The sequence below is a fragment of the Dongia rigui genome, assembly GCF_034044635.1.
In the GTDB taxonomy this organism is placed as follows: domain Bacteria; phylum Pseudomonadota; class Alphaproteobacteria; order Dongiales; family Dongiaceae; genus Dongia; species Dongia rigui.
Window position 1 is genome coordinate 165,121 of the sequence record NZ_JAXCLX010000002.1, and the last position, 24,269, is coordinate 189,389.

A 24,269-nucleotide genomic window follows, 5' to 3' on the forward strand; every position below is an offset into this window, starting at 1 on the left:
AAAAGGCCCGGAGGAGGGGCTAAGTCCATGAAATATATGTTGATGGTGTGCGAGAACGAGCAGAATTTCGGCGACCGGAACGACCTTCCGGCGATGGAGGGGCTGCTGCAGCGGCACATGGCCTTCCAGAACGAGATAAAGGCTGTTCATGTCGGCGGTGCCGGCCTCAAAGGGGTGTCGACCGCGACAACCGTTCGAACCAGCGGCGGCAAGCAGGTCGTTCATGACGGCCCCTTTGCCGAGACCAAGGAGCAGTTGGGCGGCTTCTATCTCATTGACGTCCCAGATCTCGATGCGGCGATCGAGATTGCGCGCAAGGTGCCGCTCATGAAGGACGGCGCCATCGAAATCCGCCCGCTGATGACCGTGGATGCCAAGGCCACCGCTTGAACTGACCGTGCGCGAGGCGAGTGGCCGCATCATCGCGGCGCTCGCCGCCCGGTTCCGCAATCTGGATCTTGCCGAGGAAGCTTTGGCCGAGGCGAGCCTCCGCGCTGCCGAGACATGGCCGCGCGATGGCCTGCCGCGGGATCCGGCCGCCTGGCTCTACCGCGTCGCCGAGCGTTGCCTGCTGGACAGTCTGCGACGGCAACGGCGGGAGGTCGGGCGTGATCTGGATCCACCGGAGCCCGCACCCAATGCCGAGGACATGCTGTTGGACGACAACCGCCTCATTCCTGACGAACGCTTGCGGCTGATTTTCATTTGCTGCCATCCGGCGGTGGCGGTCGACGCGCGGGCGGCGTTGACGCTGAAACTGGTCTGCGGCCTGACCACCGGCGAGATCGCCCGCGCCTTTTTGCTGACCGAGACCACCCTGGCGCAACGTCTGGTCCGCGCCAAGCGCAAGATCGCGGAGGCCGGCGTGCCGTTCGAGATTCCAGGGCCGGCGCATTGGCGACCACGGCTTGACGCCGTCCTGTCGACCGTGGAAATCGCCTATTCAAAGGCCCATGAAGATGCTGCAGGTGCTGGTACCCATGCGGGTTTTGGGGCCGAGATGCTGGATCTCACGCGCGCACTCGCCGAATTGCTGCCCCAGGAACCCGACGTGCTGGCGCTGGCGGCGCTCATCCGCTTTGCCGAAGCGCGGCGTCCAGCGCGTGTTGCGGCAGATGGGGCGATGGTGCCGCTGTCCGAGCAGGATCCGGCCTCGTGGCGCTGGCCGCTCATTGTCGAAGGCCGACGCTATCTGTCGGCTGCCCTGGCCGTCGCGCCGCCAGGGCCGCGCGTGTTGCAGGCCAGCATCCATGGCGCGTGGTGCGCCAGGAAGAGCCTTGCCGAGCCGGCGCCCTGGCCACGTATCCTGGAACTCTATGACGCGCTGCTGAACTGGCGCGACGATGCCGTCATCCGCCTCAACCGGGCAGTGGCCCTGGCCGAGATCGCCGGGCCGCAAGCGGCGCTGGATGATATCGCGCAACTCGCTGCCGATGCGTTGGCCGGTTTTCCCCCGTACCACGCCTTGCGCGCTGATCTGCTGCGGCGCCTCGACCGCTTGGCCGAGGCGCGCGCGGCTTATGATGCCGCACTAGCCCTCAATCCGCCGCCGGCCGAGGCGTTGTGGCTCAGACGTCGCCGCGACGGTCTTCAGTTATCGTAGCTCAGCAGCGAGTGGACCGGCATCTTGAAGCGCTTGCGGCCGTTCAGAAAGGTGAGCTCGATCAGGCAGCCGATGCCGACGACGTCGGCGCCGACCTTCTCCAGCAGGGTGACGGCGGCGGCCATGGTGCCGCCGGTCGCCAGCAGATCGTCGAGCACCACGACACGCTGGCCCGGCTTGATCGCCTCGGCCTGGATCTCGATGACGTCCTCGCCATATTCCAGATCATAGGCATGGCGGATGGTCTCGCCCGGCAGCTTGCCGCGCTTACGAACCATGATGAAGCCGGTCCCCAAGCGATCGGCCAAGGGGGCCGCCACCAGGAAACCACGGGATTCGATGCCCACCAGCACGTCCGGCTTATAGGGCCGCAATGTCTCGGTGAGGCGGTTCAATGCCTCGTGCCAGGCGCCGGCATGGGCGAGCAGGGTGGAGATGTCGTAAAAGAGGATGCCGGGCTTCGGGAAATCCGGGACATGGCGGATGTGCTGTTTGAGATCCATGGGGGCCTGAAGGGGGTTGGGGGAGGTGGCTTCTGCCGCTGATCTGGCTGTATAAGCCATGGGCCGGGACCGGAAAAGGGCCAAAGCGGAGGGGTTGAGAGGCATGCGCAAGTCGCATCGGATCGACAAGGTGGACGTGAAAATCCTGACCGCGCTCCAATCGGCGGGCCGGGTCAGCAATCTGGAACTTGCCGCCAAGGTGGGCCTTTCCGCCAGCCCCTGCCACACGCGCCTGCGGCAGCTGGAGAAGCAGAAGGTCATCCGCGGCTACCGGGCCGATATCGATCTGGGCAAGGTCGCCGACCATGTCGAGATCATGAGCTTTGTGACGCTCCACAAGCACGGGCGGGCCCAGCAGGGCGCCTTCGAGCAGTTGATCGACGGGACGCCGCAGGCCATCGCCTGCTACCAGATATCGGGCAATTTCGACTACATCGTCCACTTCGTCTGCCGGTCGGTGGGTGAGTATGTCGAGATCCACCATGGGCTCATCGAGCAGGACCCCAACATCGCCTCGGTCACCACCAATGTGATCATGTCGGAGACCAAGAAGTTCGCCGGCTATCCGCTGAAAGAGCTGATCGACCCCGGCGAGTTGAAGCCCGATCAGGGCTAAAGCAGAAAAATCTTCGGGTGAGGGGCCCCTGCTTGCGCAGATATTCTGCCGAGCCGGCCATCAAAAACGACAAATCCTGCTAAACAATTCTTATCTATTGCTCCGCCATGATGGCATTCGCCGCGTGGGATTCACCCTCTGACCAGGGGTTTCCAGCGCGGCGATTTCATTTTCACCCCTTTGTGTTACCGGGGCCCTGAAGAGCCCCCATCGGCCCTTGAGAAGGATGAATTGGCAGATGAACAAGATTGCGGCTGTGCAGGCGAATTCTAAGCTGGCGAACTCGAAGCTGGCGAAGTCGAAGAAGGCGTCGCAGGAAGTGAGCGCCCGCGACCTGACGGCGACCTCGCTGCGGGCCCAATTGGCCCCGCAGGCGGTCATCGCCAACGATGCCGGCCCCCGGCCTGAGCGCGCCCTGCAGTTCCTGGCCCAGGAAAAGCCGGCGACCCCCTGCCTCGTGGTCGATCTTGACGTCGTCGAGCGCAAATACGCTGCCCTCCAGGCGGCGCTGCCGCAGGCCGAAATCTTCTATGCCGTGAAGGCCAACCCGGCGCCGCAGATCCTCGGTCGCCTGGCCGCCGCCGGTTCCAGCTTCGACACCGCGTCCTCGGGCGAGATCCGCTCGGCCCTCGAGACGGGTGCGGCACCCGACCGTATTTCCTTTGGCAACACCATCAAGAAGCCGGCCGACATTGCCTGGGCGCATGGCATCGGCGTCAATCTCTTCGCTTTCGACGCCATCGAGGAGCTGCGGAAAATCGCTGCCCATGCCCCGGGTGCCTCGGTCTATTGCCGCATCCTGGTCGAAGCCGAGGGCGCCCTGTGGCCGCTCAACCGCAAATTCGGCTGCGTGCCGGAAATGGCGACCGAACTCCTGATCGAAGCCCGTGAACTTGGCCTGGTGCCGGTCGGTGTCTCGTTCCATGTCGGCTCGCAGCAGCTCGACCCCAGCCAGTGGGACCGCGCGATCGCCGCTGCCAAGTCCGTGTTCGACGGCTGCGCCAAGGCTGGCGTGACCTTGAACATGATCGATCTGGGCGGCGGCTTCCCGGCCGAATATGCGCCCGGTGTCGCCGGTATCGAGGCCTATGGTGCCGCGATCTCGGACGCCATTACCCGCAGTTTCGGCCAGACCTGGCCGCGCCTCATCATCGAGCCCGGCCGCTACATGGTGGCGGATGCCGGCGTCATCGAGGCCGAGGTTTTGTTGGTCTCGCGCAAATCGTCCAGCGAGGAGCGCCGCTGGGTCTATCTCGACATCGGCCGCTTCGGTGGCCTGGCTGAAACCGAGGGCGAGGCGATCCGCTACCGGGTCGAAGCGCTGGACACGGTGGCGACCGCGACCGGCCCGGTGATCCTCGCCGGCCCCACCTGCGATTCGGCCGACATCCTCTATGACAAGGCCAATTACCGCCTGCCGCTCGATTTGAAGGCCGGCGACCGGGTGCGCCTGCATTCGACGGGGGCCTACACCACGACCTATTCTGCCATCAATTTCAATGGCTTCGACCCGCTGAAAGCCTATTTCATCTAACCGTCGGGTGTTCCATCATTGCTGTGCCAAGGCGGGCTGCTAGACTGCAGCCCGTTTTGCATTTGAGGCACTCATGAGCGACCCCGGTTGGGTCAAATTCAGCACCAGCGGCGGCATGGCCATCTGGTCATGCGGCGGGGCGTGGACGATCGATCACGCAACGCGTCTGGCACGCGATTTGGCCATCCCCGCGGAAGCCAAGGGGAAATCCGCGCGCATCGAGCTTGCCGCGATCGACCAGCTCGACACCTCCGGTGCCTGGCTCATCCGCCGTCATGGGCATGCCTTGGTCGATGCCGGCTTCAAGGTTGAGACGACGGAAGGCGATCCGGACCTTGCCGTGCTGTTGAAGCGCGTGGTCGAGACGCAGGACGTGCTGCCGGCCGAGCTGCCCCGCCGCAATCTCGGCGACAAGGTGGCGGAGATCGGTGCCTCGGTCGAAAGCATCCTCACCGAGAGCCGCGATCTGCTGGCGTTCTTCGGTGCCTTGATCAGTGCCCTGGCGCGCCTCGCCATGACGCCGTGGAAGCTGCGCTGGAACGCGATCTTCTCGCACCTGGAACAGACCGGGCTCAATGCCCTGCCGATCGTCGGCATGATCAATCTGCTGGTGGGCGTTGTGCTGGCCTTCCAGGGGGCCGATCAGCTGGCCCGTTTCGGCGCGCAGACCTTCACCATCAACATGCTGGGGATCTCGGTCCTCCGGGAAATGGCGGTGCTGCTGACCGCCATCGTCGTTGCCGGCCGCTCTGGTTCGGCCTTCACCGCGCAGATCGGCACCATGCAGGTGAATGAGGAGGTGGATGCCCTGCGCACCATCGGCCTCGACCCCATGGATGTGCTGGTGGTGCCACGCGTCATCGCCCTCATGGTGGCGCTGCCACTCCTCACCTTCTTTGCCGATATGATGGGCCTTCTGGGTGGCGGGCTCATGTGCCTGGTGCTGCTCGATATCAGCTTTGGTCAATATCTGGGTCTGCTCAACCAGGCCATCACGGTCAATCATTTCTGGGTGGGCATCGTCAAGGCGCCGTTCTTCGCGGCACTCATCGCGCTCATCGGCTGCTTCGAGGGGCTGCGCGTCTCCGGCAGTGCCGAAAGTGTCGGCAAGCTCACCACGCGCTCGGTGGTCGAGGGTATTTTCCTTGTCATCATCGTCGATGCGCTCTTCTCCATCCTCTTCTCCTATATCGGGGTCTGAGGCACATGGCGCAGAGCCAAGATAACGTCATTTCGCTGCGCGGCATCGTCAACCGCTTCGGCAAACAGGTGCTGCATGACGGACTCGATCTCGATGTGCGCCGGGGCGAGGTGATCGGCGTCGTCGGTGGATCGGGCACCGGCAAGTCGGTCTTGATGCGGACCATCATCGGCCTCAACCGGCAGGCTGCCGGAACCATTTCGGTCCTGGGGCAGCGCATGGACCAGATCAGCGATTCCGAGCGCACCAAGATCGAGGCGCGCTGGGGTGTCCTCTTCCAGAACGGGGCGCTCTTTTCATCGCTGACCGTGGCCGAGAACGTGCAGGCGCCGATGCGCGAACACACGGATCTGTCGCCCCAGCTGATGGACGAACTGGCGGCGCTGAAGATCCGCCTTTCCGGCCTGCCCGCGGAAGCGGGTGCCAAATATCCATCGCAGCTCTCTGGCGGCATGAAGAAGCGGGCCGGGCTCGCGCGGGCGCTGGCGCTTGATCCCGATATCCTCTTCCTCGACGAACCGACGGCGGGCCTCGATCCCATTGGTGCCGCCGAATTCGATCAGCTCATCCGCAATCTGCAACAAAGCCTGGGGCTGACGGTGGTCATGATCACCCATGACCTCGACTCTCTGGTGGCGATCTGCGACCGAATCGCTATCCTCATCGACCGGCGCATCCGGGTTGGCACGCTCGAAGAGCACCTCAAGGACGAGCATCCGTGGATCAGGGAATATTTCCACGGGCCGCGCGCCCGGGCCGCCGGCATCGGCGCCCGATAGACACAAAGGAACGGCAGGATCATGGAAACAAGGGCTCGGCATCTGGCGGTTGGCAGCTTCGTGCTGCTGCTCCTGGCGGGCGCCTTCATCTTCGTGCTGTGGGCGGCGAAGTTCCAGGGCCAGGTCAGCTATAACGGCTATTACGCGCGCTTCTCCGGCTCCGTCTCGCAGTTGCGGGTCGACAGCACGGTCAATTATGGGGGCATCCCGGTCGGGCGCGTGACGGACGTGCGCATCGATCCTGAAGACAGCGCCCTTGCCCGTGTCGATTTCGAGGTGCGCGCCGGCACGCCGATCCGGGTCGATTCACAGGCGACCCTTGAATTGCAGAGCATTGCCGGCGGCGTCGGCATGTCGGTCAGCCGTGGCAGCTCGTCACAGCCCCTGTTGCCGGCAGGCAGCGAAGTGCCGGCAGCCGCATCTGCGCTGGAGCGCCTGACGCGCCAGGCACCTGACCTCATCGCCAAGATCGATCGCATCGCCAACAACCTCAATGCCATGCTGTCGCGCGAGAACCAGCAGGCGCTGACCGACACGCTCGCCAATCTGCGCGACTTGTCAGCGGGTCTCAAGGAACGCGGGCCGCAGATCGATGCGCTGATCGCCGACAGCGATGCGGCCGTCAACCGCGTGGGCGATGCGGGCGACAAGTTCAGCAAGCTTGCCGCCGATTTGCAGAAGACCCTGGGGCCGGCGGCCAGGGAAGCCCAGAAGGCGGTCGACGCCTTTGAGAAAATGGCAAGGTCCTTTGAAGGGACGTCAGACCAGATGAACGCCCTGGTGGCCGAGAACCGCGAGCCGCTGCGTCAGTTCTCCGGCACCGCGCTCTATGAGGCCACGGATCTTCTGGCGCAAATGCGCGATCTCGTCGCGTCCATGGCCCGCATTTCCCAGGAATTGGAGCGCGACCCGGCGCGCTTCTTCCTCTCTGACCGCAATAAAGGTGTGCCCGCTCCATGATCGACCCCGCGACGCTATCGACCAGCCGTCAATCGACCCAGTCGATTGACCGGCGTGCGGCCCTGCTGCTGGGTGCCTGCAGCCTGCTGACGGCCAGCGGCCTGCTCGCGGCCTGCAACGTGATCCCCGAGGTCAACACGCCGCTCAACCTTTATTCCGTCTCGCCCAAGGTTGCAGCCGTGGCCAACCCGCCGGCGCTCGACTGGCAGCTGGTCGTGGCGGAGCCCAAGGCGGGGGCCGATCTCGCCACCAACCGCATCGCACTGAGCCGTGCTGCCAACCGCATCGAGTACTTTGCCGAAGGGGTCTGGTCGGATGCGGCACCGGCACTGGTGCAGTCGAAGCTCATCGAGGCTTTCGAGGATGTGGTGCCGCAACTGGCCGTGGGGCGCGATTCCGCCGGCCTCAAGCCCGACTACATCCTGCAATCGGAACTGCGCGATTTCGAGGCGGCCTATAACGGCGGTGCCGGCGAAGCCGTGGTGCGCATCACCGCCAAGCTGGTGAAGATGCCAGAGCGCAAGATCGTCAAGTCGATATCGGCCGAGGCCCGGCAGCCGGCGAGCGGCGGCGGCCTGCCCGCGATGGTCGCGGCGTTCGAAGCCGCGCTCGGCAATGTCTTCAATGAACTCATCTCAGGCGTTCTCGCCGCCCCGCAATCCTGACTTCCACATCAGCAGAGATTCCTCTCACCATGTCTCACGTTCTGCATCGCGACCTCCGGAATCCGCTCCCCACGGCCGTCAAAGGCGACGGTCCCTATGTGATCGACAGTGCGGGCAAGCGATATCTCGACGCCTCGGGCGGACCGGCGGTGTCGTGCATCGGCCACAACCATCCCAAGGTGATCGAGGCCGTGCGGCGACAGGTGGGCGAAATCTCCTTTGCCTATTCGGCCTTCTTCACACATCCGGCGATGGAGGCACTGGCGGACACGCTGACGGCGCAGGCACCAGCTGGCCTCAGCCATGCCTTCTTTGTCTCCGGCGGGTCGGAGGCGATCGAAGCGGCCATGAAGCTCGCGCGCCAATATTTCCTGGAGATCGGCCAGCCGCAGCGCAAGCATTTCATCGCCCGCGAGCGCAGCTATCACGGCAATACCCTGGGCGCGCTGTCGCTGGGGCATGATTTTAACCGCCGCCAGACCTATGAGCCGCTGCTGCTGCCGGTGACGCATATCTCGCCCTGCTATGAATACCGCGAACGCCGTGCCGATGAGAGCGCCGAGCAATACGGCTTGCGCATCGCCAATGAACTTGAGGCGGCGATCCTGAAACAGGGGCCGGAGACGGTGGCGGCCTTTTTCGCCGAGCCAATCGCCGGCTCGTCGCTGGGTTGTGCGGAACCGGTGCCGGGTTATCTCGCGCGGCTGCGGGAGATCTGCGACCGTTACGGTGTGCTGCTGGTGTTCGATGAAGTGATGTGCGGCATGGGGCGGACCGGCCATCTTTATGCCTGCGCCGAGGATGGTGTGACACCCGACATCCTCACCATGGCCAAGGGCCTGGGTGCCGGCTATCAGCCGATTGGCGCCTTCCTGGCTCATGACAAGATCGTGGGGGCCTTGGAAAAGGGATCGGGCCAGCTGAAGCACGGCCATACCTATGCCGGCCACACCATGTCCTGCGCCGCGGCCTTGGCCGTTCAGCAGGTGATCGCCGAGGAGAATCTGCTCGACCGCGTGAAGGATCTCAGCACCAAGCTGCGGGCGCGGCTCAACGATGCCTTTGGCCAGCATCCGCATGTCGGCGATATCCGTGGCCGCGGGCTCTTCATCGGCCTGGAACTGGTGGCTGACCGGGAGACGAAACAAGCCTTTGATCCGGCGGAGAAAAAGTGGCTGAAATTCCGCCAGGCGGGCATGGCGGAAGGACTGATAACCTATCCGGCTGCTGGCTGCATTGACGGCAAAAGTGGCGACCACATCACCTTGGCGCCGCCCTTCAACCTCACGGACGCGCAGCTCGACGAGATCATCGAGAAGATGGGCACGGCCTTGAAGCAAACCATCGGATGATCATGCACGTCGCAGCCACTAAGCCTGTGATTTGGCAAAATTTTAAATATCGACGACTCTGCGCGTTACCAATACTTTAACTAATTGTGGATTAGGTGATCTTGATGGCACCATAGAGCCCTTGGCTCGTTACAACTGGAGTAAGCCTCGATGGCAGGCATGCTGACGGAAGCCGATGTCCGCAAACTGATGACCGACCCATCAGCGGACTCCCGGGTCGAGACGGCGACCAAGGTCGCCAAGGCCTTCTACGGGACCGAGTTGACAGCTGCCGAAAGGCAGCTTGCCGAAGAAATTTTTCGGATCATGGTGCGTGACGCCGAGGTGCGCGTGCGCGAGGCGCTGTCAATCAATCTGAAATCGAGCCCCGAGCTGCCCAAGGATGTGGCGCTGTCGCTCGCCAAGGACGTCGAGGCGGTGTCGCTGCCGGTCCTCGAATTCTCAACCGTGCTCTCTGACGCCGACCTCATTGAGATCATTCGCATGTCGGGCGCCGAGAAGCAGACGGCCGTGGCGCGCCGCGCCAATGTTTCTGGCGATGTCGCCAACGCCCTCATTGATCACGGCAAGTCCGGCGATGTCGTGGCGACGCTGGTCAACAATCCGGGAGCGTCACTCAAGGACGCCGATCTGGAAAAGGCCTTTGCCAAATTCGGCAACGATCCTTCCGTCAGCAACTCGCTGGTGGCACGCGCCAATCTGCCGCTGCGCGTCTCGGAAAAGATCGTGGCGCTGGTATCTGAATCGCTGCGCGACCATCTGCTGTCACACAAGGAAATCTCGGCCGAGATGGCAGCCGATCTGGTCCTGCAGGCGCGCGAGCGGGCGACCGCCGGCCTGCTGCCGCCGGGGTCGAAATCCGCCGATGTCGTCGATCTGGTGAAGCAGCTGCGCGACACCAAGCGCCTGACGCCCTCCCTGATCCTGCGCACGCTCTGCACCGGCGATCTCACCTTCTTCGAGGCGAGCCTTGCCGTGCTGGCCAACATGTCGATCGTCAATGCCCGCGTCCTCATCCATGACGAGGGCAAGCTGGGGCTGCAGTCGATCTATCAGCGCACGCCCTTGCCGGCCAATCTGTTCCCAGCCTTCCGTGTCGCCTTCGACGTGGCGCGCGAGACGGAATATGACGGCGGCGCCAATGACCGTGCCCGCTTCTCTGCCCGCGTCATCGAGCGCGTGCTGACCCAGTTCGAGGATATCGGCAACGATAACCTCGACTATCTGATGAAGAAGCTGAAGCAACTCGCCGCATGAAAAAGCTCATCACGCCCGTCGCCGCATTCTTCGTGCTGGCGGCAACGCCCGTTTTTGCCTGCGACCAGCAGGAAGCGGTCGACCTCATGGTCAAGGTCTCGACGGCGCTCGGTGAGAAGGCCGGTGCTGCCAAGACCGAGGAAGACAGCCTGAAGGTGACGGCGGCCAATGCCCGCATGAACGAGGGCGGTGCGGCTCTCTCGGCTGGCGATCCCGACAAAGCCTGCGAGATCTACCGGGCAGTCGCCAAGGACGAGGGCATTTCGCTCGAGTGAGCCTGCGCCTGGGGTGTGCACGGTATCGCTGAAAGCAGCAACAGCACCGAAACGGCACTTCTACCGTGGATAGAGCCGTGCTTTTGGAAAAGAGCGCCGCTGGGCGCTGAGATGAAATGGTCGGAGTGAGAGGATTCGAACCTCCGGCCCCTACGTCCCGAACGTAGTGCTCTACCAGGCTGAGCTACACTCCGACCGAAGCGCCCGGGTCCTGGAAGTGCCGGGCGGCGAAACGCGGTGCCTTATAGCCGCTGGGAGGGGCGGGCGCAAGCCTGCCTTAAGGCCCCTGGGCAAACTTTATGGCCGAGGCCCAAGTGGTTGGCCGGACAGCCTCTTTTTGCGCTTAAAAACCCCGGTCGATGCAGAAATCGATGACGTCGATGAGGGCGCGCTTTTCCGGCCCTTCGGGGAAGATGCCGAGCGCATCCCGGGCGATGGCGCCGTAATGGGCGGCGCGGGCCACCGTGTCCTTCAAGGCGCCGTGGCGTTCCATCAGCTGGATGGCGTGCCTGAGATCGCCGTCCTCCTGCTCGACCTTCTCCAGCGTGCGCTGCCAGAAGGCGCGTTCCTCGGCATCGCCGCGGAGGTAGGCAAGAATGACGGGGAGGGTGATCTTGCCCTCGCGGAAATCGTCGCCCACGGCCTTGCCCAGCGTCTCCTGCTTGGCGGAATAGTCCAGCGCGTCGTCGATCAGCTGGAAGGTGATGCCGAGGTTGAGGCCGAAGCTCTGCAGCGCGTCTTCCTCGACCTTGGGGCGCCCGCCTACAACCGCACCCACTTCGCAGGCGGCGGCGAAGAGGGCCGCGGTCTTGCCCTTGATCACCTCGAGATAGGCCTGCTCGGTGGTCGCCGTGTCGTTGCTGGTCATCAGCTGCAGCACTTCGCCTTCGGCAATGACGGCGGAGGCGGTGGAGAGGATTTCGAGCACGCGCAAGGAGCCATCGGCCACCATCAGCTGGAAGGCGCGGCTGAACAGGAAGTCGCCCACCAGGACCGACGCCTTGTTGCCCCAGACCGCATTGGCCGAGGCCTCGCCGCGGCGCAATGCGCTTTCGTCGACGACATCGTCATGGAGAAGGGTCGCGGTGTGGATGAACTCGACGCAGGCCGCGAGGCCCGGCGCCCGATCGCCGCGATAGCCGCACATATGGGCGGAAGCGAGGGTGAGCAGTGGGCGCAGGCGCTTGCCGCCGGCGGCGATGATGTGGCCGGCCAGCTGCGGGATCAGCTGCACGTCGCTCTGCATGTTCTGGACGATGAGCTGGTTGACGCGGGCAAGATCGGCGCCGACCAGCTCGGTCAGGCGGTCCAACGCGTCAGGCTTTGCTTCCTTGCGCCCGGTTTCGAGGTTAACGACGACGGCCAATTGGGGTATCCCCTACCTAAATTCTTGAGAAAAACCTTATCTCGCGCGAGCATAGCCGCTCTCCCGCCTCGGTCAAGTTAAGCCGGGGTCGGTCCCGCGACATAACGGCGCGGGAAAAACGCGAAAAGGGGCGAGGTTTTGCGCGAATTGCTGCGGTCCCAGGACCCGGTCAGGCTGTCCTTCATCACGGCCCTGCTCGCCGATGCGGGGATCGATTCCCTCATCCTCGACACCCATTCCAGCATCATGCAAGGCAGCCTTGGCATCCTGCCGCAGCGCCTGGTCGTGGCGGAGGACGATCTTGAGCAGGCGCGGCGCGTGCTGACGGAGGCTGGCGAGCTGTTCTGATGGAAACCAGCACCGACCGAATCTTAGGCAACCGGCTGCAACTGATGCAGCCCGCCCAAGGCTACCGCGCGGCGATCGATCCGGTGCTGCTGGCGGCGGCGGTACCGGCCCAGCCGGGGGAGCGCTTGCTTGACCTGGGCTGCGGTGTTGGTACCGCCGGATTGTGCCTGCTCGCCCGCGTGCCGGGCACCTCGCTCAGCGGCCTTGATCTGCAGCCGGGGCTGATCGCGCTAGCGACACGCAATGCCGCGGCCAATGGCCTTTCCGGCAGCACGTTCTTTCAATGCGGGGACCTGCTCGGTTTCAAGGATGCGGGCTTTGATCACGTGCTGGCGAACCCGCCTTATCTCGCGCGTGAGAAGGCGTCGATCTCGCCCAACCCGGTCAAGGCGCTGGCCAATGTCGAGGGCGACGCAAAGCTTGCGGACTGGGTCGCTTGCGCGATCAATGCAGCGAAGCCTCGTGGCAGTGTCACCTTCATCCACCGCGCCGATCGCACGGGGGAATTGCGTGCCGCCATGGAGCAGGGCCTTGGCGATCTGTGCCTTCTCGAATTCCTGCCGCGCGCGGGGGCCGAGGCAAAGCGCATCATCCTCACCGGCCGCAAGGGTGCCGCCCGCGCGTTCAGGTCTTGCCAACCCTGGGTGCTGCACGGCGCCGATGGCAGCTTTACGCCGCAGACCGAGGTCATCTTGCGCGATGCCGCTGCACTCAGCCTCGACCGCCTCGCTTGACCGGGCCGTGGCAACGCCCTAAATCTCGCAGCCATGTTCGGTCTTCCCACCTTCCCCAAATTGCTGATCATTGCCGCGGTCATCGCGGCGGTCTGGTATTTCATCCGCCGCGGCCAGGTCGCGAAAAGCGAACAAGGCAGCGGGCGGGGTGATGCCGCGCCCAAGCCCGGAGCGGCGCGCCAGAAGCCGATTGAAGACATGATCCAGTGCAAGTCCTGCGGCGCCTATTTTCCCGCGAAATCCGGCTGTTCCTGCGGCCATTCCGGCAACTGAGCCATCGACCTTCAGCATTCCCCTGTTAAGTCACACAAATTTGGCGGAATCGCGCCGGTTTTGTGCCGCGCCGGGACCAGCCCTGGCTTGATTAACCCCCGGGGGCTTTGTATGTTGCGGCGCACCAAGAAGCCGCATACGGCCACAATTCAAAAGACGTTCGTAGGGGGACTGCAAGATTATGCCCGCCGAGGCGAAGCCTGCGCGCCGGAAACCCAACCCTGAGACCTGTTTCCAGGCGCTCATCCTCAAGCTGCAAGCCTATTGGGCGAGCCATGGCTGCGTCGTTCTGCAGCCCTATGACATGGAAGTCGGCGCCGGGACGTTTCACTGGGCGACCACCTTGCGGGCGCTTGGCCCCAAATCCTGGCGTGCGGCTTACGTGCAGGCCTCGCGCCGCCCCAAAGACGGGCGCTATGGCGAGAACCCCAACCGCCTGCAGCATTACTATCAGTTCCAGGTGATCCTGAAGCCGTCACCCGCCGACAGCCAGGATCTTTATCTGGGGTCGCTCAAAGCCATCGGCATCGATCCGCTGCAGCACGATATCCGCTTCGTCGAGGACGATTGGGAAAGCCCGACCTTGGGTGCCTGGGGGCTCGGCTGGGAAGTCTGGTGCGACGGCATGGAAGTCAGCCAGTTCACCTACTTTCAGCAGGTGGGCGGGCTTGAATGCAATCCCGTCTCGACCGAGCTCACCTACGGCCTCGAACGCCTCGCCATGTATGTGCAGGGCGTCGAGAGCATCTACGACCTCGACTATAACGGCCACGGCATGACCTATGGCGACGTCTTCCTGCAATCCGAGCAGGAATACTCGACCTTCAATTTCGAGCGCGCCAATACCGACCTGCTGTTCCAGCACTTTGCCGATGCCGAGAAGGAATGTGCCGCGTTGTTGGGTGGCAACAAGGCGTTGCCGCTGCCGGCCTATGACCAGGCCTTGAAGGCCAGCCATCTCTTCAACCTCCTGGATGCGCGCGGTGTCATCTCGGTGACGGAGCGCCAGGCCTATATCGGCCGCGTCCGCACGCTGGCCAAGGCCTGTTGCGAGGCCTGGGAAGCAACGCAGCGATCCGACGTTTCGGGAGGGGAGGCATAAATCATGGCCGAACTTCTCCTCGAACTCTTCTCGGAAGAAATCCCGGCGCGCATGCAGGCCCGCGCGGCAGACGACCTGCAGCGCCTTGTTACCGATAAACTGAAGGCCGCCGGACTGACGTTCACCTCCGCCAAATCCTTCGTCACACCGCGTCGTCTCGCGCTCGTCATCGAGGGACTGCCGCTGGCGCAGCCGGATGTGAAAGAAGAAAAGAAGGGTCCGCGCGTCGGCTCGCCGCAACAGGCGGTGGATGGCTTCCTCAAATCCGCCGGCCTTACCTCTTTGGATGCTTGCGAGAAGCGGGATACTGGCAAGGGCGAATTCTATTTTGCGGTTGTTGAAAAGAAGGGCGTAACTACGTCTGCGGTAATCGATTCACTCATCGACTCTGTGCTCATGGAATTTCCCTGGCCAAAATCGATGCGGTGGGCCGGCAATGATTTCCGTTGGGTGCGTCCGCTTCACAGTATCGTCCTGCTGTTCGACGGAAAGAAGTCGAGCAGGACCGAGTTTGAACTGGGAACAACTCAGAACAAGAGTCGTGAACGCATCCAGATCGGCGACAAGACCAAGGGGCATCGCTTCTTGTCGTCTGGCGAGCTCACGGTCACGAGTTTCGCTGATTATCAAGCGAAGCTGAAGGCCGCGAAGGTCATCCTCGACCAGGCAGAGCGTCGCGCCGAGATCAAGCGCCAGGCTGATGCAGTCGCCGCGAAAGAGGGCCTCAGCGTCAAACAGGATGACGGGCTGCTCGATGAAGTGACTGGCCTCGTCGAATGGCCGACGGTGCTCATCGGCAAGATCGATGACGAATTCATGTCGGTGCCGCATGAGGTGCTGACCACCTCGATGCGCGTCAATCAGAAATACTTCGCGCTCCTCGACAAGTCGGGGAAACTGGCGCCGCGCTTCCTGGTCACCGCCAATATCGAAGCCAGCGACGGCGGTGCCGCCATCGTCCACGGCAACGAGCGCGTCCTGCGCGCGCGTCTGTCGGATGCCAAGTTCTTCTGGGACCAGGATTTGAAGGTGAGCCTCGCTGAGCGCACGCCGCTCCTCGACGCCATCACCTATCATGCCAAGCTCGGCTCGGTTGGGCAAAAGGTCAGCCGCGTGAAGGCATTGGCGCGGGATCTTGCCAAATTCATCCCCAGCTGCGACGCGGGTCTTGCCAATCAGGCCGCCGGTTTGGCGAAAGCGGACCTCGTTTCCGGCATGGTGGGCGAATTCCCGGAACTTCAGGGCATCATGGGGCGTTACTACGCCCGCCATGAGAAATTACCGGATGCCGTTGCCGATGCCATTGCCGATCATTACAAGCCGCTGGGTCCGAACGACACCTGCCCGATTGCGCCGGTGAGTGTCGCGGTGGCCCTGGCCGACAAGATCGACACGCTTACCGGCTTCTTCGCGGTCGATGAAAAGCCCACCGGGTCGAAGGACCCGTTTGCCCTTCGCCGTGCGGCACTGGGCATCATCCGTCTCATTCTTGAGAACAAGCTGCGTTTGAAGCTGCGCGATGTGTTGGGGCTGGCCTATAGCGGTTATTACGATTCCGTGGGCGGCTTCGAGAAGAGCGCGCCCAAGGCGGTCATCAACGATTTGATGGATTTCTTCGCCGACCGCCTCAAAGTGGCGCTGAAGGAGCAGGGCGCGCGCCACGACCTCATCAGTGCCGTCTTCGCCCTGGGCAATGAAGATGATCTGACGCGCCTTCTTGCACGTGTCGATGCGCTGAAGGGATTGGTCGACAGCGCTGATGGCGCCAATCTGCTCGCTGGCTATAAGCGTGCCACCAATATCCTGCGCATCGAAGAAAAGAAGGATGGCCGTGCTCACAGTGACCCGCCCGATAAGAGCTGGCTCAAGTTGGACGAAGAAAAATCGCTGTATCAGGCTCTCGACGTTGTGAAGCACTGGGTCGATGAGGCCATTGGCAAGGAAGATTTTGCCAGCGCTATGGCGAAACTAAGCACCCTACGTGAACCTGTCGATGCCTTCTTTGACAAGGTCACCGTCAACGCCGACGAAAAGGAACTTCGTGGCAATCGCCTGCGATTGCTGAACTCGATCCGCAGCACGTTCAATCTCGTCGCGGATTTCTCCAAAATCGAAGGATGATCACAACCATGACGAAATGGGTCTATCATTTCGGTGGCGGTGCGGCCGATGGCCGTGCCGATATGCGCAACCTGCTGGGCGGCAAAGGCGCCAACCTCGCCGAAATGTCGGCGCTGGGCCTGCCGGTCCCCCCGGGCTTCACCGCGACCACCGAAGTCTGCACCCATTATTACGCACATGATCGCAAGTACCCGGCCGAACTGACGGCACAGGTCGAAGCGGGTGTGGCGCATATCGAAAAGATCGTCGGCCTGAAATTTGGCGATCCGAAGGCGCCGCTGCTCGTCTCCGTGCGCTCAGGCGCTCGCGTCTCCATGCCGGGCATGATGGATACGGTGCTCAATCTGGGCTTGAATGACGAGACGGTGAAGGGCCTGGCGGAGAAATCCGGCGATGCGCGCTTTGCCTATGATTCCTATCGCCGCTTCATCCAGATGTTCGGCAATGTCGTGCTGGGCGTCGAGCATCACAATTTCGAAGACATCCTCGATTTCCATAAGCAGGAGAAGGGCGTCGATCTCGACACCGCCCTCACGGCCGAGGATTGGCAGAAGATCATCGCCGACTATAAGGCGAAGGTTGAAGAGGAGTTGGGCAAGCCCTTCCCGCAGGATCCGAAGGAACAGCTGTGGGGCGCCATCGGTGCCGTGTTCGGCAGCTGGCAGATCCCGCGCGCTGTCACCTACCGCAAGATCAACAGCATTCCGGAAGAATGGGGCACGGCCGTCTCGGTGCAGGCCATGGTCTTCGGCAATATGGGCGAAGACTGCGCGACCGGTGTCGCCTTCACGCGCAACCCGTCGACGGGTGCCAAGGAATTCTATGGTGAATATCTGATCAACGCCCAGGGCGAGGACGTGGTGGCGGGCATCCGTACGCCACAGCATCTCACCCTTGCCGGCAAGAAAGCCAACAATTCCACCCTGCCGGCCATGGAAGAGACCATGGCCGACGTGTTCGGCCAGCTTCTCAAGGTCCGCGACCAGCTCGAGAAGCACTACGCCGACATGCAGGATATCGAGTTCACCGTGCAGCAGGGCAAGCTCTATATGCTGCAGACCCGAAACGGCAAGCGCACGGCCCAGGCCGCGCTGAAGATCGCGGTCGATCTCTGCAACGAAGGCCTCATCGACAAGAAGACGGCGGTCGCGCGCATCGAGCCTGCCTCGCTCGATCAGCTGCTGCATCCGACCCTCGATCCCAAGGCGAAGAAGGATGTCATCGCCCGTGGCCTGCCGGCAAGCCCCGGTGCCGCCTGTGGCAAGGTGGTCTTCACCGCTGACGAGGCCGAGGACCGCGCCGCCAAGGGTGACAAGGTCATCCTGGTGCGCGTCGAAACCTCGCCGGAAGACATCCACGGCATGCATGCGGCCGTCGGCATCTTGACCACGCGCGGCGGCATGACCAGCCATGCGGCTGTGGTTGCGCGCGGCATGGGCCGGCCTTGCGTTTCGGGTGCCGGCGATCTGCGCGTTGACGCTGCGGCCAAGACCATGGTCGTGAAAGGCCAAAAGATTGGTGAAGGCGATCTCATTACCATCGATGGCGGGACCGGCGAAGTGATGCTGGGTGCCGTCTCGACGATCGAGCCGGTGCTATCCGGCGACTTCGCCACGCTCATGGGCTGGGCCGACGAGTTCCGCCAGCTGAAGATCCGCACCAATGCGGAAACGCCCTTGGATGCCCGTACCGCGCGTCAGTTCGGTGCCGAAGGCATCGGCCTGTGCCGGACCGAGCACATGTTCTTTGACGGCGCGCGCATCATCGCCATGCGCGAGATGATCATGGCCGAGGATGTGGCTGGACGTAAAAAGGCGCTGGCCAAGATCCTGCCGATGCAGCGCCAGGACTTCATCGAACTGTTCCAGATCATGAAGGGCCTGCCTGTTACGATCCGCCTGCTCGACCCGCCGCTCCATGAATTTCTGCCGCACAGCCGCACCGAAATGGCGGAAGTGGCGGCGGCCGCCGGAATCTCGGTTGAACTCGTCGCCAACCGCGCGGCGCAGCTCCATGAATCCAATCCGATGCTCGGCCATCGCGGTTGTCGCCTCGGCATCACTTATCCTGAAATCTATGAGATGCAGGCGCGCGCGATTTTCGAGGCCGCGGCCGAGGTGAAGGCCAAGCATGGCGACACTGCCGAGCCGGAAATCATGATTCCGCTGGTCGGTATCCCCAAGGAGCTGACTTTGATGCGCGCGATCATCGACCGCGTCGCCAAGGAAGTCGCGGCGCAGAGCGGCAGCGCCATCCCCTATTCGGTCGGCACCATGATCGAGCTGCCGCGCGCGGCGCTGCTTGCCGGCGAGATCGCCAAGGATGCGGCCTTCTTCAGCTTCGGCACCAACGACCTCACGCAGACCACTTATGGCCTCAGCCGCGACGACGCCGCGCGCTTCATCCAATCCTATGAGCGCCAGGGCATCATCGAGCGCGACCCCTTTGTGACGCTCGACGTCGAGGGCGTCGGCGAGCTGGTGAAGATCGCCGCCGAGCGCGGCCGCAAGACCCGCCCCGACATCAAGCTCGGGATCTGCGGCGAGCATGGCGGCGATCCGGCCTCGATCCATTTCTGCGCCAAGGTCGGGTTGAACTACGTCTCCTGCTCGCCCTACCGCGTGCCGATCGCCAAACTCGCGGCCGCGCAGGCGGCGCTGACCGGCGATCAATCCGGCCGCAAGGGCGAGGGGTGAGGGGCTGGGCTGAAACGCCCCCTCTCCCTAACCCTCCCCCACGTTGGGGGGAGGGAACGCTAGCCAGCTTGTCTACGACGTCGTTGCATACTCTCTCGAACTCCCTCCCCCCGCAGGCGGCGAATGCCGACATTAGTCGGCAGTGGGGGAGGGTGGGGGAGAGGGGGACGTTTTGACGGATCTCTCCACCCTCCGCACCGCCGGTAAGCCTGCCATTGCCCGCGTGCTGGCGCGCCTTGAATCCAATCCCGACGACCCTGAGATCGTAGCGCTCTTGAACGCCGCTTATGTGGCGCCGATGGCGCAGGTCATTGGCCTCACCGGCCCGCCGGGTGTCGGCAAGTCGACGCTTGCCGGTGCCCTCATCGGTGCCTATCGGCGGGCGCAGAAGACCATCGCCGTCATCGCCATCGATCCGTCCTCGAAACGCAGCGGCGGGGCCTTGCTCGGTGACCGCACACGGCTCAGAACCGATCCGGACGACCAGGGAGTCTTCGTCCGCTCCATGGCGGCGCGCGACCAGTTGGGCGGCCTCGCTGAGATCACTTTCGCGGCCATGGTCCTGCTGCGGGCGCTCTATGACGTGGTGCTGATCGAGACGGTCGGCGTCGGGCAGTCCGAGACCGACATCGCACTTGCGGCCGACACGATTGTCTTCTGCGTCCAGCCCGGCTCCGGCGATTCCCTCCAGTTCATGAAGGCCGGCATTGTTGAGATCCCGGATATCGTGGTTGTCACCAAGGGCGATCTCGGCCGGGCAGCGACCCGGGCCCGGGCAGACGTGAAGGGCGCTCTCGGCCTCAACGAGGGCCGGCAGGATGCCACTGCCTGGTCGGTGCCCGTCCTCATCGTCTCTGCCAATGCTGCCGAGGGGATCTCGAACCTCACCAGCGCCGTGGCCGACCATGCCGCCTGGCTGGCTGCGGGAGGGCGCGGTGGGGCCAAGCGGCAGGCCCAAGGCGTGGCCTGGGTGGAAGCCGCCGTTAAGGAACGCTGGGGGCGGGAAGGGCTAAAGCGCCTATCCGGCGCGCTGGTGACGGCGCGCACAGCCCAATCCCCGTTTCTGGCCTTGGCGGAGATTGCGCGCCAGCTATAGTGGCGCCCATGGCATCCGTATACGACTTGAAGCCGCGTTTCGTGGCGCTCCTCCGACCCCTCGCCGCGAAACTCGCCGGCCTTGGCGTCACCGCCAATGCGGTGACGCTGGCCGCCATGATCGGCTCCATCGCCGTGGGCATCCTGCTCGCCTGGTGGCCGACCTGCCTCGAGCTGTGGCTCGTTCTGCCGGTCTTCCTGTTCCTGCGCATGGCTGCCAACGCCATCGACGGCATCCTGGCGCGCGAGCATGGGATGAAGTCGCGCCTTGGCGCCATCCTCAACGAAGTCGGCGACGTCGTCTCCGATACGGCACTCACCTTGCCGGTCCTGCTGCTGCCGGGCGTCACGGGCTTCTGGGTCATCATGGCCATCGTCATCGCCATCATCGGCGAACTGGTTGGCGTCCTCGGTCAGGTAGTCGGGTCAACACGCCGCTATGACGGACCCATGGGTAAGAGTGACCGGGCGCTCGCCTTGGGCCTCCTTGGTTTGATGCTGGGTGCGGGCTTCGGGCTCGGCTCCTGGATCGACTGGGAAATGATCATCGTTGCCGGCCTTGGCCTCGTCACCATCTTCAACCGCGCCCGCAAGGCGCTTGCCGAGACACCCAAATGATCTTCGACATGACGCCCAACGTCGCCACCGCGCTGGCAGCGGTGTTCGCGCTGCTGCTGGTGGCGACCGCCTTCGCCTGGCCGCAGCGCAAGAAGAAGCACGAGTTGTGGCTGCGTACCCGCACCTGGTGGGTGATCATTGCGCTGTTGGGCCTGTCGATCGCCTTGCCGTCCTGGGTGCCGATCGCGCTCTTTGGCCTCATCTCCTTCCTCGCCTTCAAGGAATTCGTGACGCTGATCCCGACCCGCCGCGCCGACCACCGCGTGCTGCTCTGGGCGTATCTCTCCATCCCGCTGCAATATTACTGGGTGTCGATCGGCTGGTACGGGATGTTCATCATCTTCATCCCCGTCTACATCTTCCTGGCGCTCCCTTTGCGCATGGTGCTGGCCGGCGAGACGCAGGGCTTCATCAAGGCGGCCGGCACGGTGCATTGGGGCCTGATGATCGCTGTCTTTTCGCTCAGCCATGCCGCCTTTCTGCTGGCGCTGCCGGGCGCTGCCAATCCGGTCGCGGGTGGCGACGGGCTGCTGCTGTTCCTGCTGCTCCTCACCGAGATCAACGATGTCGGCCAATATTGCAGCGGCAAACTGCTTGGGAAACACAAGGTCATTCCCAAGGTCAGCCCCAACAAGACGGTGGAGGGCCTCATCGGTGGCGTCGTCATCACCACGGCCGTTGCGGTTCTGGCGGCACCCTATCTGACCCCGCTCAATTGGTATGAGGCAGCGGGGATCGGTTTCGTCCTGGCGCTTGCCGGTTTTGCGGGCGATGTCACCATCTCGGCGGTGAAGCGCGATCTGAAGCTCAAGGACAGCGGCACGCTGCTGCCCGGCCATGGCGGCATCCTCGACCGCGTCGACAGCCTGACCTTCACCGCGCCGCTCTTCTTCCACATCATCTATTTCCTGCATTACTGATGATGTCGCGTTGGCTGCGGCTGCTTTTGGCCATCCTCTTCCTGCGCCCCGTCGCCTTCATGATGCTGGGGCTGACGGTGAAGGGGCGCGAGAACCTGCCAAAGGCCGGCCCCGCTATCGTCATCGCCAATCACAACAGCCACCTCGACACACTGGTCCTGCTCTCGCTCATGCCGCTTGGCCAGCTCGACAAGGTGCGGCCCGTGGCAGCGGCAGATTACTTCCTGAAGAACCCCGTCATCGCCTGGTTCAGCCTGCATGTGCTCAACATCCTGCCGCTCGACCGGACCAACACCGGTCGCGGCGCCGATCCGCTGGCCGAAGGTGCGGCGGCGCTTGATCGCGGCGAGATTCTCATCGTCTTTCCGGAAGGATCACGCGGGAGCGCCGAGGTCATGGGCAAGTTCAAGGGCGGTGTCGCCCGGTTGAAGGAGCGCTATCCGGACGTCCCCGTGACACCCGTTTTCCTGCAAGGTGCCGGCAAGGCGCTGCCGCGCGGCGAGATCATTCTGGTGCCCGTTGTCGTCGATGCCGTGGTCGGCACGCCGGTCGCCTGGACCGGCAACCGCGCCACCTACACGCAGGCGATGGAAGACTCAGTTCGCAGCCTCGGCGCGCATCTGCCCAAGGTCTTTGACGACGACGAGGATTAATCCGTCAGGCGCTCGATCCAGGCTTTGTGCTGCGGAAACGCGCTGAGCAACTTCCCACGATCGGCCAGTTCGAAATCGGCAAAATCGAAACCCGGCGCCACGGTGCAGCCGGCCAGCGTGAATGCGCTGACCTTGGCCGGCAAGGCACCGAACCAATACCCGGCCGGCACAACATGCTGGGGCACTTGCCCCCGGGAAAACTCGCGACCCAGCGTCGTTTCGATCAACTGTCCGTCGGCCGAGATGGCGATGATGGTCAGCGCATCGCCTTCATAGAAATGCCAGACCTCGTCGGACTTGATCCGGTGCAGCTTCGACCGCTCACCGGCACGCAGCAGGTAATAGATCGCCGTCGCAAGGGAGCGCGGGCCGTGAAAGCGTGCGGGCAACCCCGCATTGGGGATTGTTTCGCCGGCCCGATAGGTTTCGCGGTAGAAGCCACCCTCCGGATGTGGGGCAAGATTCAGTCGGGTGACAAGCTTGTCAATTCCTTCCGGCATAGCGTGCCATCCCTTCTGGTATATTGCGCCACGGCTTGTTTCAGCAAATCATGCGGAACGGCGTAGGCGGTGCGGCCTTTGTAGCCGGTCATGGTTTCGGCGGCACAGAGAGCGTTCCAGATCGCCTCTTCGGTCGCTTCGGCGGCAGCCTGGAAGAGGGGAGTGCATTCCTCCATCCCCAGCATGCGCACATCGGTCATCTTGGATTTGAGCGGCACCCGGTTGCTGGTCGAAAACGCGAGGAAGATGTCGCCGGAGCCGTTGGAGCCGATGCCGCCCACCCAGGCGAGGCCAGTTGTCGCACGCCGGGCGAGGCGCTGGCATTGGATCGGCAACAACGGCGCGTCGGTCGCCAGAATGACGATGATCGAGCCCTGTTCCGCTTTCCGTTCGGCGTGAGCCGAGGTCACGACATCGGTCGTGAGTTCAAGGCCCACCGGCGCATGACCACAGCGCAGCAGCGAGCGGCGGCCGTAATTCGATTGCACCAGCGCACCCACCGTCCAACCACCGTCCTCCGCCGATAGGCGGCGCGAGGCAGTGCCGGTCCCGCCCTTGAATTCGTGGGTGATCATGCCGGTCCCGCCGCCGATATTCCCTTCCAGCACCGGTCCGGCCTTGGCTGAATCCAAGGCCTCGATCGCCATGTCGAGGGTAACGGGGAAGGTCTCGGCATCCGACAGCCAGCCATCCCACGTCTCTGCTGCAACCGGGAGATGCCAGGCCTGATCGATGCCCCTCCTGGCCGCATGAACACAGATCGCATCGCGCGCGACACCGACCGCATGGGTATTGGTGATGGTGATGGGGGCGGCGAGCAGGCCCTGCTCGTTGATCCAATGACTGCCCGTCATCTCGCCATTGCCGTTGAAGGAATGCATGCCGGCAAACATGAAATCGGTATAGATGTCGTCCGCGGGCCACAGCGCCGTGACGCCCGTGCGCACCACATGCGGCTCATCGCGAATGAGTGTCGAGAACCCAACGCGGATGCCGTCCACATCGGTGATGGCATTGAGCGGCCCCGGCTGCATCTGCCCCAGAGTGATACCGAGATCCCGCAACCGCGCCTTTGCCATGATCGTTCCCCTGATTTGT

25 protein-coding genes and 1 tRNA gene are annotated in these 24,269 nt (G+C 63.5%); 21 read left to right on the forward strand and 5 right to left on the reverse strand.

The annotated features are described in order from the left end of the window. The first annotated feature begins 27 nt into the window (after window positions 1-27). Both SMD31_RS12245 and SMD31_RS12250 read left to right on the forward strand, forming a co-directional pair. Window positions 28-390, forward strand: a complete 363-nt coding sequence (locus SMD31_RS12245; protein WP_320501180.1) for a YciI family protein — start codon at window positions 28-30, stop codon at window positions 388-390. Continuing rightward, the gene (locus SMD31_RS12250) at window positions 371-1,603 is read left to right on the forward strand and encodes an RNA polymerase sigma factor (RefSeq protein WP_320501181.1); all 1,233 of its coding nucleotides are present in this window, start codon (window positions 371-373) and stop codon (window positions 1,601-1,603) included. The genes SMD31_RS12245 and SMD31_RS12250 overlap by 20 nt, the downstream gene beginning before the upstream one ends. On the opposite strand, the gene SMD31_RS12255 is transcribed toward SMD31_RS12250, so the two are convergent. Then, window positions 1,591-2,106 carry an adenine phosphoribosyltransferase gene (locus SMD31_RS12255; RefSeq protein WP_320501182.1) on the reverse strand — a complete coding sequence of 172 codons (516 nt, stop codon included), beginning with the start codon at window positions 2,104-2,106 and terminating at the stop codon, window positions 1,591-1,593. The genes SMD31_RS12250 and SMD31_RS12255 overlap by 13 nt on opposite strands. Window positions 2,107-2,209: 103 nt before the next feature. Here SMD31_RS12255 and SMD31_RS12260 point away from each other — a divergent pair, with 103 nt between their 5' ends. The 9 genes from SMD31_RS12260 to SMD31_RS12300 all read left to right on the forward strand — a co-directional run bounded on the left by SMD31_RS12260 (window position 2,210) and on the right by SMD31_RS12300 (window position 10,745). Beyond that, on the forward strand, window positions 2,210-2,722 hold the full coding sequence (locus SMD31_RS12260) for an Lrp/AsnC family transcriptional regulator (RefSeq protein WP_320501183.1): 513 nt from the start codon (window positions 2,210-2,212) through the stop codon (window positions 2,720-2,722). A 238-nt stretch (window positions 2,723-2,960) separates the two neighbouring features. Beyond that, window positions 2,961-4,256, forward strand: a complete 1,296-nt coding sequence (locus SMD31_RS12265; RefSeq protein ID WP_320501184.1) for a type III PLP-dependent enzyme — start codon at window positions 2,961-2,963, stop codon at window positions 4,254-4,256. 73 nt (window positions 4,257-4,329) lie between these two features. Continuing rightward, entirely contained in the window at window positions 4,330-5,457 is a 1,128-nt protein-coding gene (locus SMD31_RS12270) for an MlaE family ABC transporter permease (protein WP_320501185.1), read from the forward strand. 5 nt (window positions 5,458-5,462) lie between these two features. Beyond that, window positions 5,463-6,236: an ABC transporter ATP-binding protein gene (locus tag SMD31_RS12275; RefSeq protein ID WP_320501186.1), complete on the forward strand. Its 774-nt coding sequence runs from the start codon at window positions 5,463-5,465 to the stop codon at window positions 6,234-6,236. Window positions 6,237-6,257: 21 nt separating this feature from the next. Then, window positions 6,258-7,196 (forward strand): MlaD family protein, encoded by a 939-nt coding sequence (locus SMD31_RS12280; RefSeq protein WP_320501187.1) that lies wholly within the window; start codon window positions 6,258-6,260, stop codon window positions 7,194-7,196. Then, window positions 7,193-7,861 (forward strand): ABC-type transport auxiliary lipoprotein family protein, encoded by a 669-nt coding sequence (locus tag SMD31_RS12285; protein ID WP_320501188.1) that lies wholly within the window; start codon window positions 7,193-7,195, stop codon window positions 7,859-7,861. Before SMD31_RS12280 ends, SMD31_RS12285 begins: the two co-directional genes overlap by 4 nt. 29 nt (window positions 7,862-7,890) lie before the next feature. After that, on the forward strand, window positions 7,891-9,213 hold the full coding sequence (locus SMD31_RS12290) for an aspartate aminotransferase family protein (RefSeq protein WP_320501189.1): 1,323 nt from the start codon (window positions 7,891-7,893) through the stop codon (window positions 9,211-9,213). Between the two features lie 150 nt (window positions 9,214-9,363). Continuing rightward, on the forward strand, window positions 9,364-10,470 hold the full coding sequence (locus SMD31_RS12295; protein WP_320501190.1) for a DUF2336 domain-containing protein: 1,107 nt from the start codon (window positions 9,364-9,366) through the stop codon (window positions 10,468-10,470). Then, a complete protein-coding gene (locus SMD31_RS12300) occupies window positions 10,467-10,745 on the forward strand; it encodes a hypothetical protein (RefSeq protein WP_320501191.1) in 279 nt (92 codons plus the stop codon). Before SMD31_RS12295 ends, SMD31_RS12300 begins: the two co-directional genes overlap by 4 nt. 117 nt (window positions 10,746-10,862) lie before the next feature. On the opposite strand, the gene SMD31_RS12305 is transcribed toward SMD31_RS12300, so the two are convergent. Beyond that, window positions 10,863-10,939 (reverse strand) — tRNA-Pro (locus tag SMD31_RS12305). Window positions 10,940-11,088: 149 nt separating this feature from the next. Next, window positions 11,089-12,111, reverse strand: coding sequence for a polyprenyl synthetase family protein (locus SMD31_RS12310; RefSeq protein WP_320501192.1), 1,023 nt, complete (start codon window positions 12,109-12,111; stop codon window positions 11,089-11,091). A 138-nt stretch (window positions 12,112-12,249) separates the two neighbouring features. On the opposite strand from SMD31_RS12310, the gene SMD31_RS12315 reads away from it, so the two are divergent. The 10 genes from SMD31_RS12315 (at window position 12,250) to SMD31_RS12360 (ending at window position 22,671) form a co-directional block, all read left to right on the forward strand. After that, window positions 12,250-12,459, forward strand: coding sequence for a putative signal transducing protein (locus tag SMD31_RS12315; protein WP_320501193.1), 210 nt, complete (start codon window positions 12,250-12,252; stop codon window positions 12,457-12,459). Next, on the forward strand, window positions 12,459-13,193 hold the full coding sequence (locus tag SMD31_RS12320; RefSeq protein ID WP_320501194.1) for a tRNA1(Val) (adenine(37)-N6)-methyltransferase: 735 nt from the start codon (window positions 12,459-12,461) through the stop codon (window positions 13,191-13,193). The genes SMD31_RS12315 and SMD31_RS12320 overlap by 1 nt, the downstream gene beginning before the upstream one ends. Before the next feature lie 33 nt (window positions 13,194-13,226). Beyond that, complete coding sequence (locus SMD31_RS12325; RefSeq protein WP_320501195.1) at window positions 13,227-13,466, forward strand: hypothetical protein; 240 nt, start codon at window positions 13,227-13,229, stop codon at window positions 13,464-13,466. Between the two features lie 181 nt (window positions 13,467-13,647). Continuing rightward, complete coding sequence (locus SMD31_RS12330; protein WP_320501196.1) at window positions 13,648-14,568, forward strand: glycine--tRNA ligase subunit alpha; 921 nt, start codon at window positions 13,648-13,650, stop codon at window positions 14,566-14,568. Window positions 14,569-14,571: 3 nt separating this feature from the next. After that, the gene (gene glyS, locus SMD31_RS12335; RefSeq protein ID WP_320501197.1) at window positions 14,572-16,689 is read left to right on the forward strand and encodes a glycine--tRNA ligase subunit beta; all 2,118 of its coding nucleotides are present in this window, start codon (window positions 14,572-14,574) and stop codon (window positions 16,687-16,689) included. Window positions 16,690-16,697: 8 nt separating this feature from the next. Next, window positions 16,698-19,385, forward strand: a complete 2,688-nt coding sequence (gene ppdK, locus SMD31_RS12340) for a pyruvate, phosphate dikinase (RefSeq protein ID WP_320501198.1) — start codon at window positions 16,698-16,700, stop codon at window positions 19,383-19,385. A gap of 172 nt (window positions 19,386-19,557) precedes the next feature. Next, window positions 19,558-20,481, forward strand: coding sequence for an ArgK/MeaB family GTPase (locus SMD31_RS12345; RefSeq protein WP_320501199.1), 924 nt, complete (start codon window positions 19,558-19,560; stop codon window positions 20,479-20,481). Window positions 20,482-20,489: 8 nt separating this feature from the next. Further along, window positions 20,490-21,098: a CDP-alcohol phosphatidyltransferase family protein gene (locus SMD31_RS12350; RefSeq protein WP_320501200.1), complete on the forward strand. Its 609-nt coding sequence runs from the start codon at window positions 20,490-20,492 to the stop codon at window positions 21,096-21,098. A gap of 8 nt (window positions 21,099-21,106) precedes the next feature. Next, a complete protein-coding gene (locus SMD31_RS12355; protein ID WP_320501201.1) occupies window positions 21,107-22,018 on the forward strand; it encodes a phosphatidate cytidylyltransferase in 912 nt (303 codons plus the stop codon). Then, window positions 22,018-22,671: a lysophospholipid acyltransferase family protein gene (locus SMD31_RS12360; RefSeq protein ID WP_320501202.1), complete on the forward strand. Its 654-nt coding sequence runs from the start codon at window positions 22,018-22,020 to the stop codon at window positions 22,669-22,671. The genes SMD31_RS12355 and SMD31_RS12360 overlap by 1 nt, the downstream gene beginning before the upstream one ends. Here the strand turns inward: SMD31_RS12360 and SMD31_RS12365 are convergent. Continuing rightward, window positions 22,668-23,171 carry a cupin domain-containing protein gene (locus SMD31_RS12365; protein ID WP_320501203.1) on the reverse strand — a complete coding sequence of 168 codons (504 nt, stop codon included), beginning with the start codon at window positions 23,169-23,171 and terminating at the stop codon, window positions 22,668-22,670. The two genes, SMD31_RS12360 and SMD31_RS12365, sit on opposite strands and share 4 nt — an antisense overlap. Further along, complete coding sequence (locus tag SMD31_RS12370; protein WP_320501204.1) at window positions 23,135-24,250, reverse strand: DmpA family aminopeptidase; 1,116 nt, start codon at window positions 24,248-24,250, stop codon at window positions 23,135-23,137. The genes SMD31_RS12365 and SMD31_RS12370 overlap by 37 nt, the downstream gene beginning before the upstream one ends. Window positions 24,251-24,269: the final 19 nt, after the last annotated feature.

Bases quoted from the DNA above. Each gene is read 5' to 3' on its own strand.
- SMD31_RS12245 (WP_320501180.1), top strand. From the start codon at position 28: ATGAAATATATGTTGATGGTGTGCGAGAACGAGCAGAATTTCGGCGAC.
- SMD31_RS12270 (WP_320501185.1), top strand. From the start codon at position 4,330: ATGAGCGACCCCGGTTGGGTCAAATTCAGCACCAGCGGCGGCATGGCC.
- SMD31_RS12350 (WP_320501200.1), top strand. From the start codon at position 20,490: ATGGCATCCGTATACGACTTGAAGCCGCGTTTCGTGGCGCTCCTCCGA.
- glyS (WP_320501197.1), top strand. From the start codon at position 14,572: ATGGCCGAACTTCTCCTCGAACTCTTCTCGGAAGAAATCCCGGCGCGC.
- SMD31_RS12280 (WP_320501187.1), top strand. From the start codon at position 6,258: ATGGAAACAAGGGCTCGGCATCTGGCGGTTGGCAGCTTCGTGCTGCTG.
- ppdK (WP_320501198.1), top strand. From the start codon at position 16,698: ATGACGAAATGGGTCTATCATTTCGGTGGCGGTGCGGCCGATGGCCGT.
- SMD31_RS12295 (WP_320501190.1), top strand. From the start codon at position 9,364: ATGGCAGGCATGCTGACGGAAGCCGATGTCCGCAAACTGATGACCGAC.
- SMD31_RS12365 (WP_320501203.1), bottom strand. From the start codon at position 23,171: ATGCCGGAAGGAATTGACAAGCTTGTCACCCGACTGAATCTTGCCCCA.
- SMD31_RS12285 (WP_320501188.1), top strand. From the start codon at position 7,193: ATGATCGACCCCGCGACGCTATCGACCAGCCGTCAATCGACCCAGTCG.
- SMD31_RS12330 (WP_320501196.1), top strand. From the start codon at position 13,648: ATGCCCGCCGAGGCGAAGCCTGCGCGCCGGAAACCCAACCCTGAGACC.
- SMD31_RS12255 (WP_320501182.1), bottom strand. From the start codon at position 2,106: ATGGATCTCAAACAGCACATCCGCCATGTCCCGGATTTCCCGAAGCCC.
- SMD31_RS12370 (WP_320501204.1), bottom strand. From the start codon at position 24,250: ATGGCAAAGGCGCGGTTGCGGGATCTCGGTATCACTCTGGGGCAGATG.
- SMD31_RS12265 (WP_320501184.1), top strand. From the start codon at position 2,961: ATGAACAAGATTGCGGCTGTGCAGGCGAATTCTAAGCTGGCGAACTCG.
- SMD31_RS12360 (WP_320501202.1), top strand. From the start codon at position 22,018: ATGATGTCGCGTTGGCTGCGGCTGCTTTTGGCCATCCTCTTCCTGCGC.
- SMD31_RS12355 (WP_320501201.1), top strand. From the start codon at position 21,107: ATGACGCCCAACGTCGCCACCGCGCTGGCAGCGGTGTTCGCGCTGCTG.
- SMD31_RS12300 (WP_320501191.1), top strand. From the start codon at position 10,467: ATGAAAAAGCTCATCACGCCCGTCGCCGCATTCTTCGTGCTGGCGGCA.
- SMD31_RS12325 (WP_320501195.1), top strand. From the start codon at position 13,227: ATGTTCGGTCTTCCCACCTTCCCCAAATTGCTGATCATTGCCGCGGTC.
- SMD31_RS12250 (WP_320501181.1), top strand. From the start codon at position 371: ATGCCAAGGCCACCGCTTGAACTGACCGTGCGCGAGGCGAGTGGCCGC.
- SMD31_RS12275 (WP_320501186.1), top strand. From the start codon at position 5,463: ATGGCGCAGAGCCAAGATAACGTCATTTCGCTGCGCGGCATCGTCAAC.
- SMD31_RS12290 (WP_320501189.1), top strand. From the start codon at position 7,891: ATGTCTCACGTTCTGCATCGCGACCTCCGGAATCCGCTCCCCACGGCC.
- SMD31_RS12260 (WP_320501183.1), top strand. From the start codon at position 2,210: ATGCGCAAGTCGCATCGGATCGACAAGGTGGACGTGAAAATCCTGACC.
- SMD31_RS12320 (WP_320501194.1), top strand. From the start codon at position 12,459: ATGGAAACCAGCACCGACCGAATCTTAGGCAACCGGCTGCAACTGATG.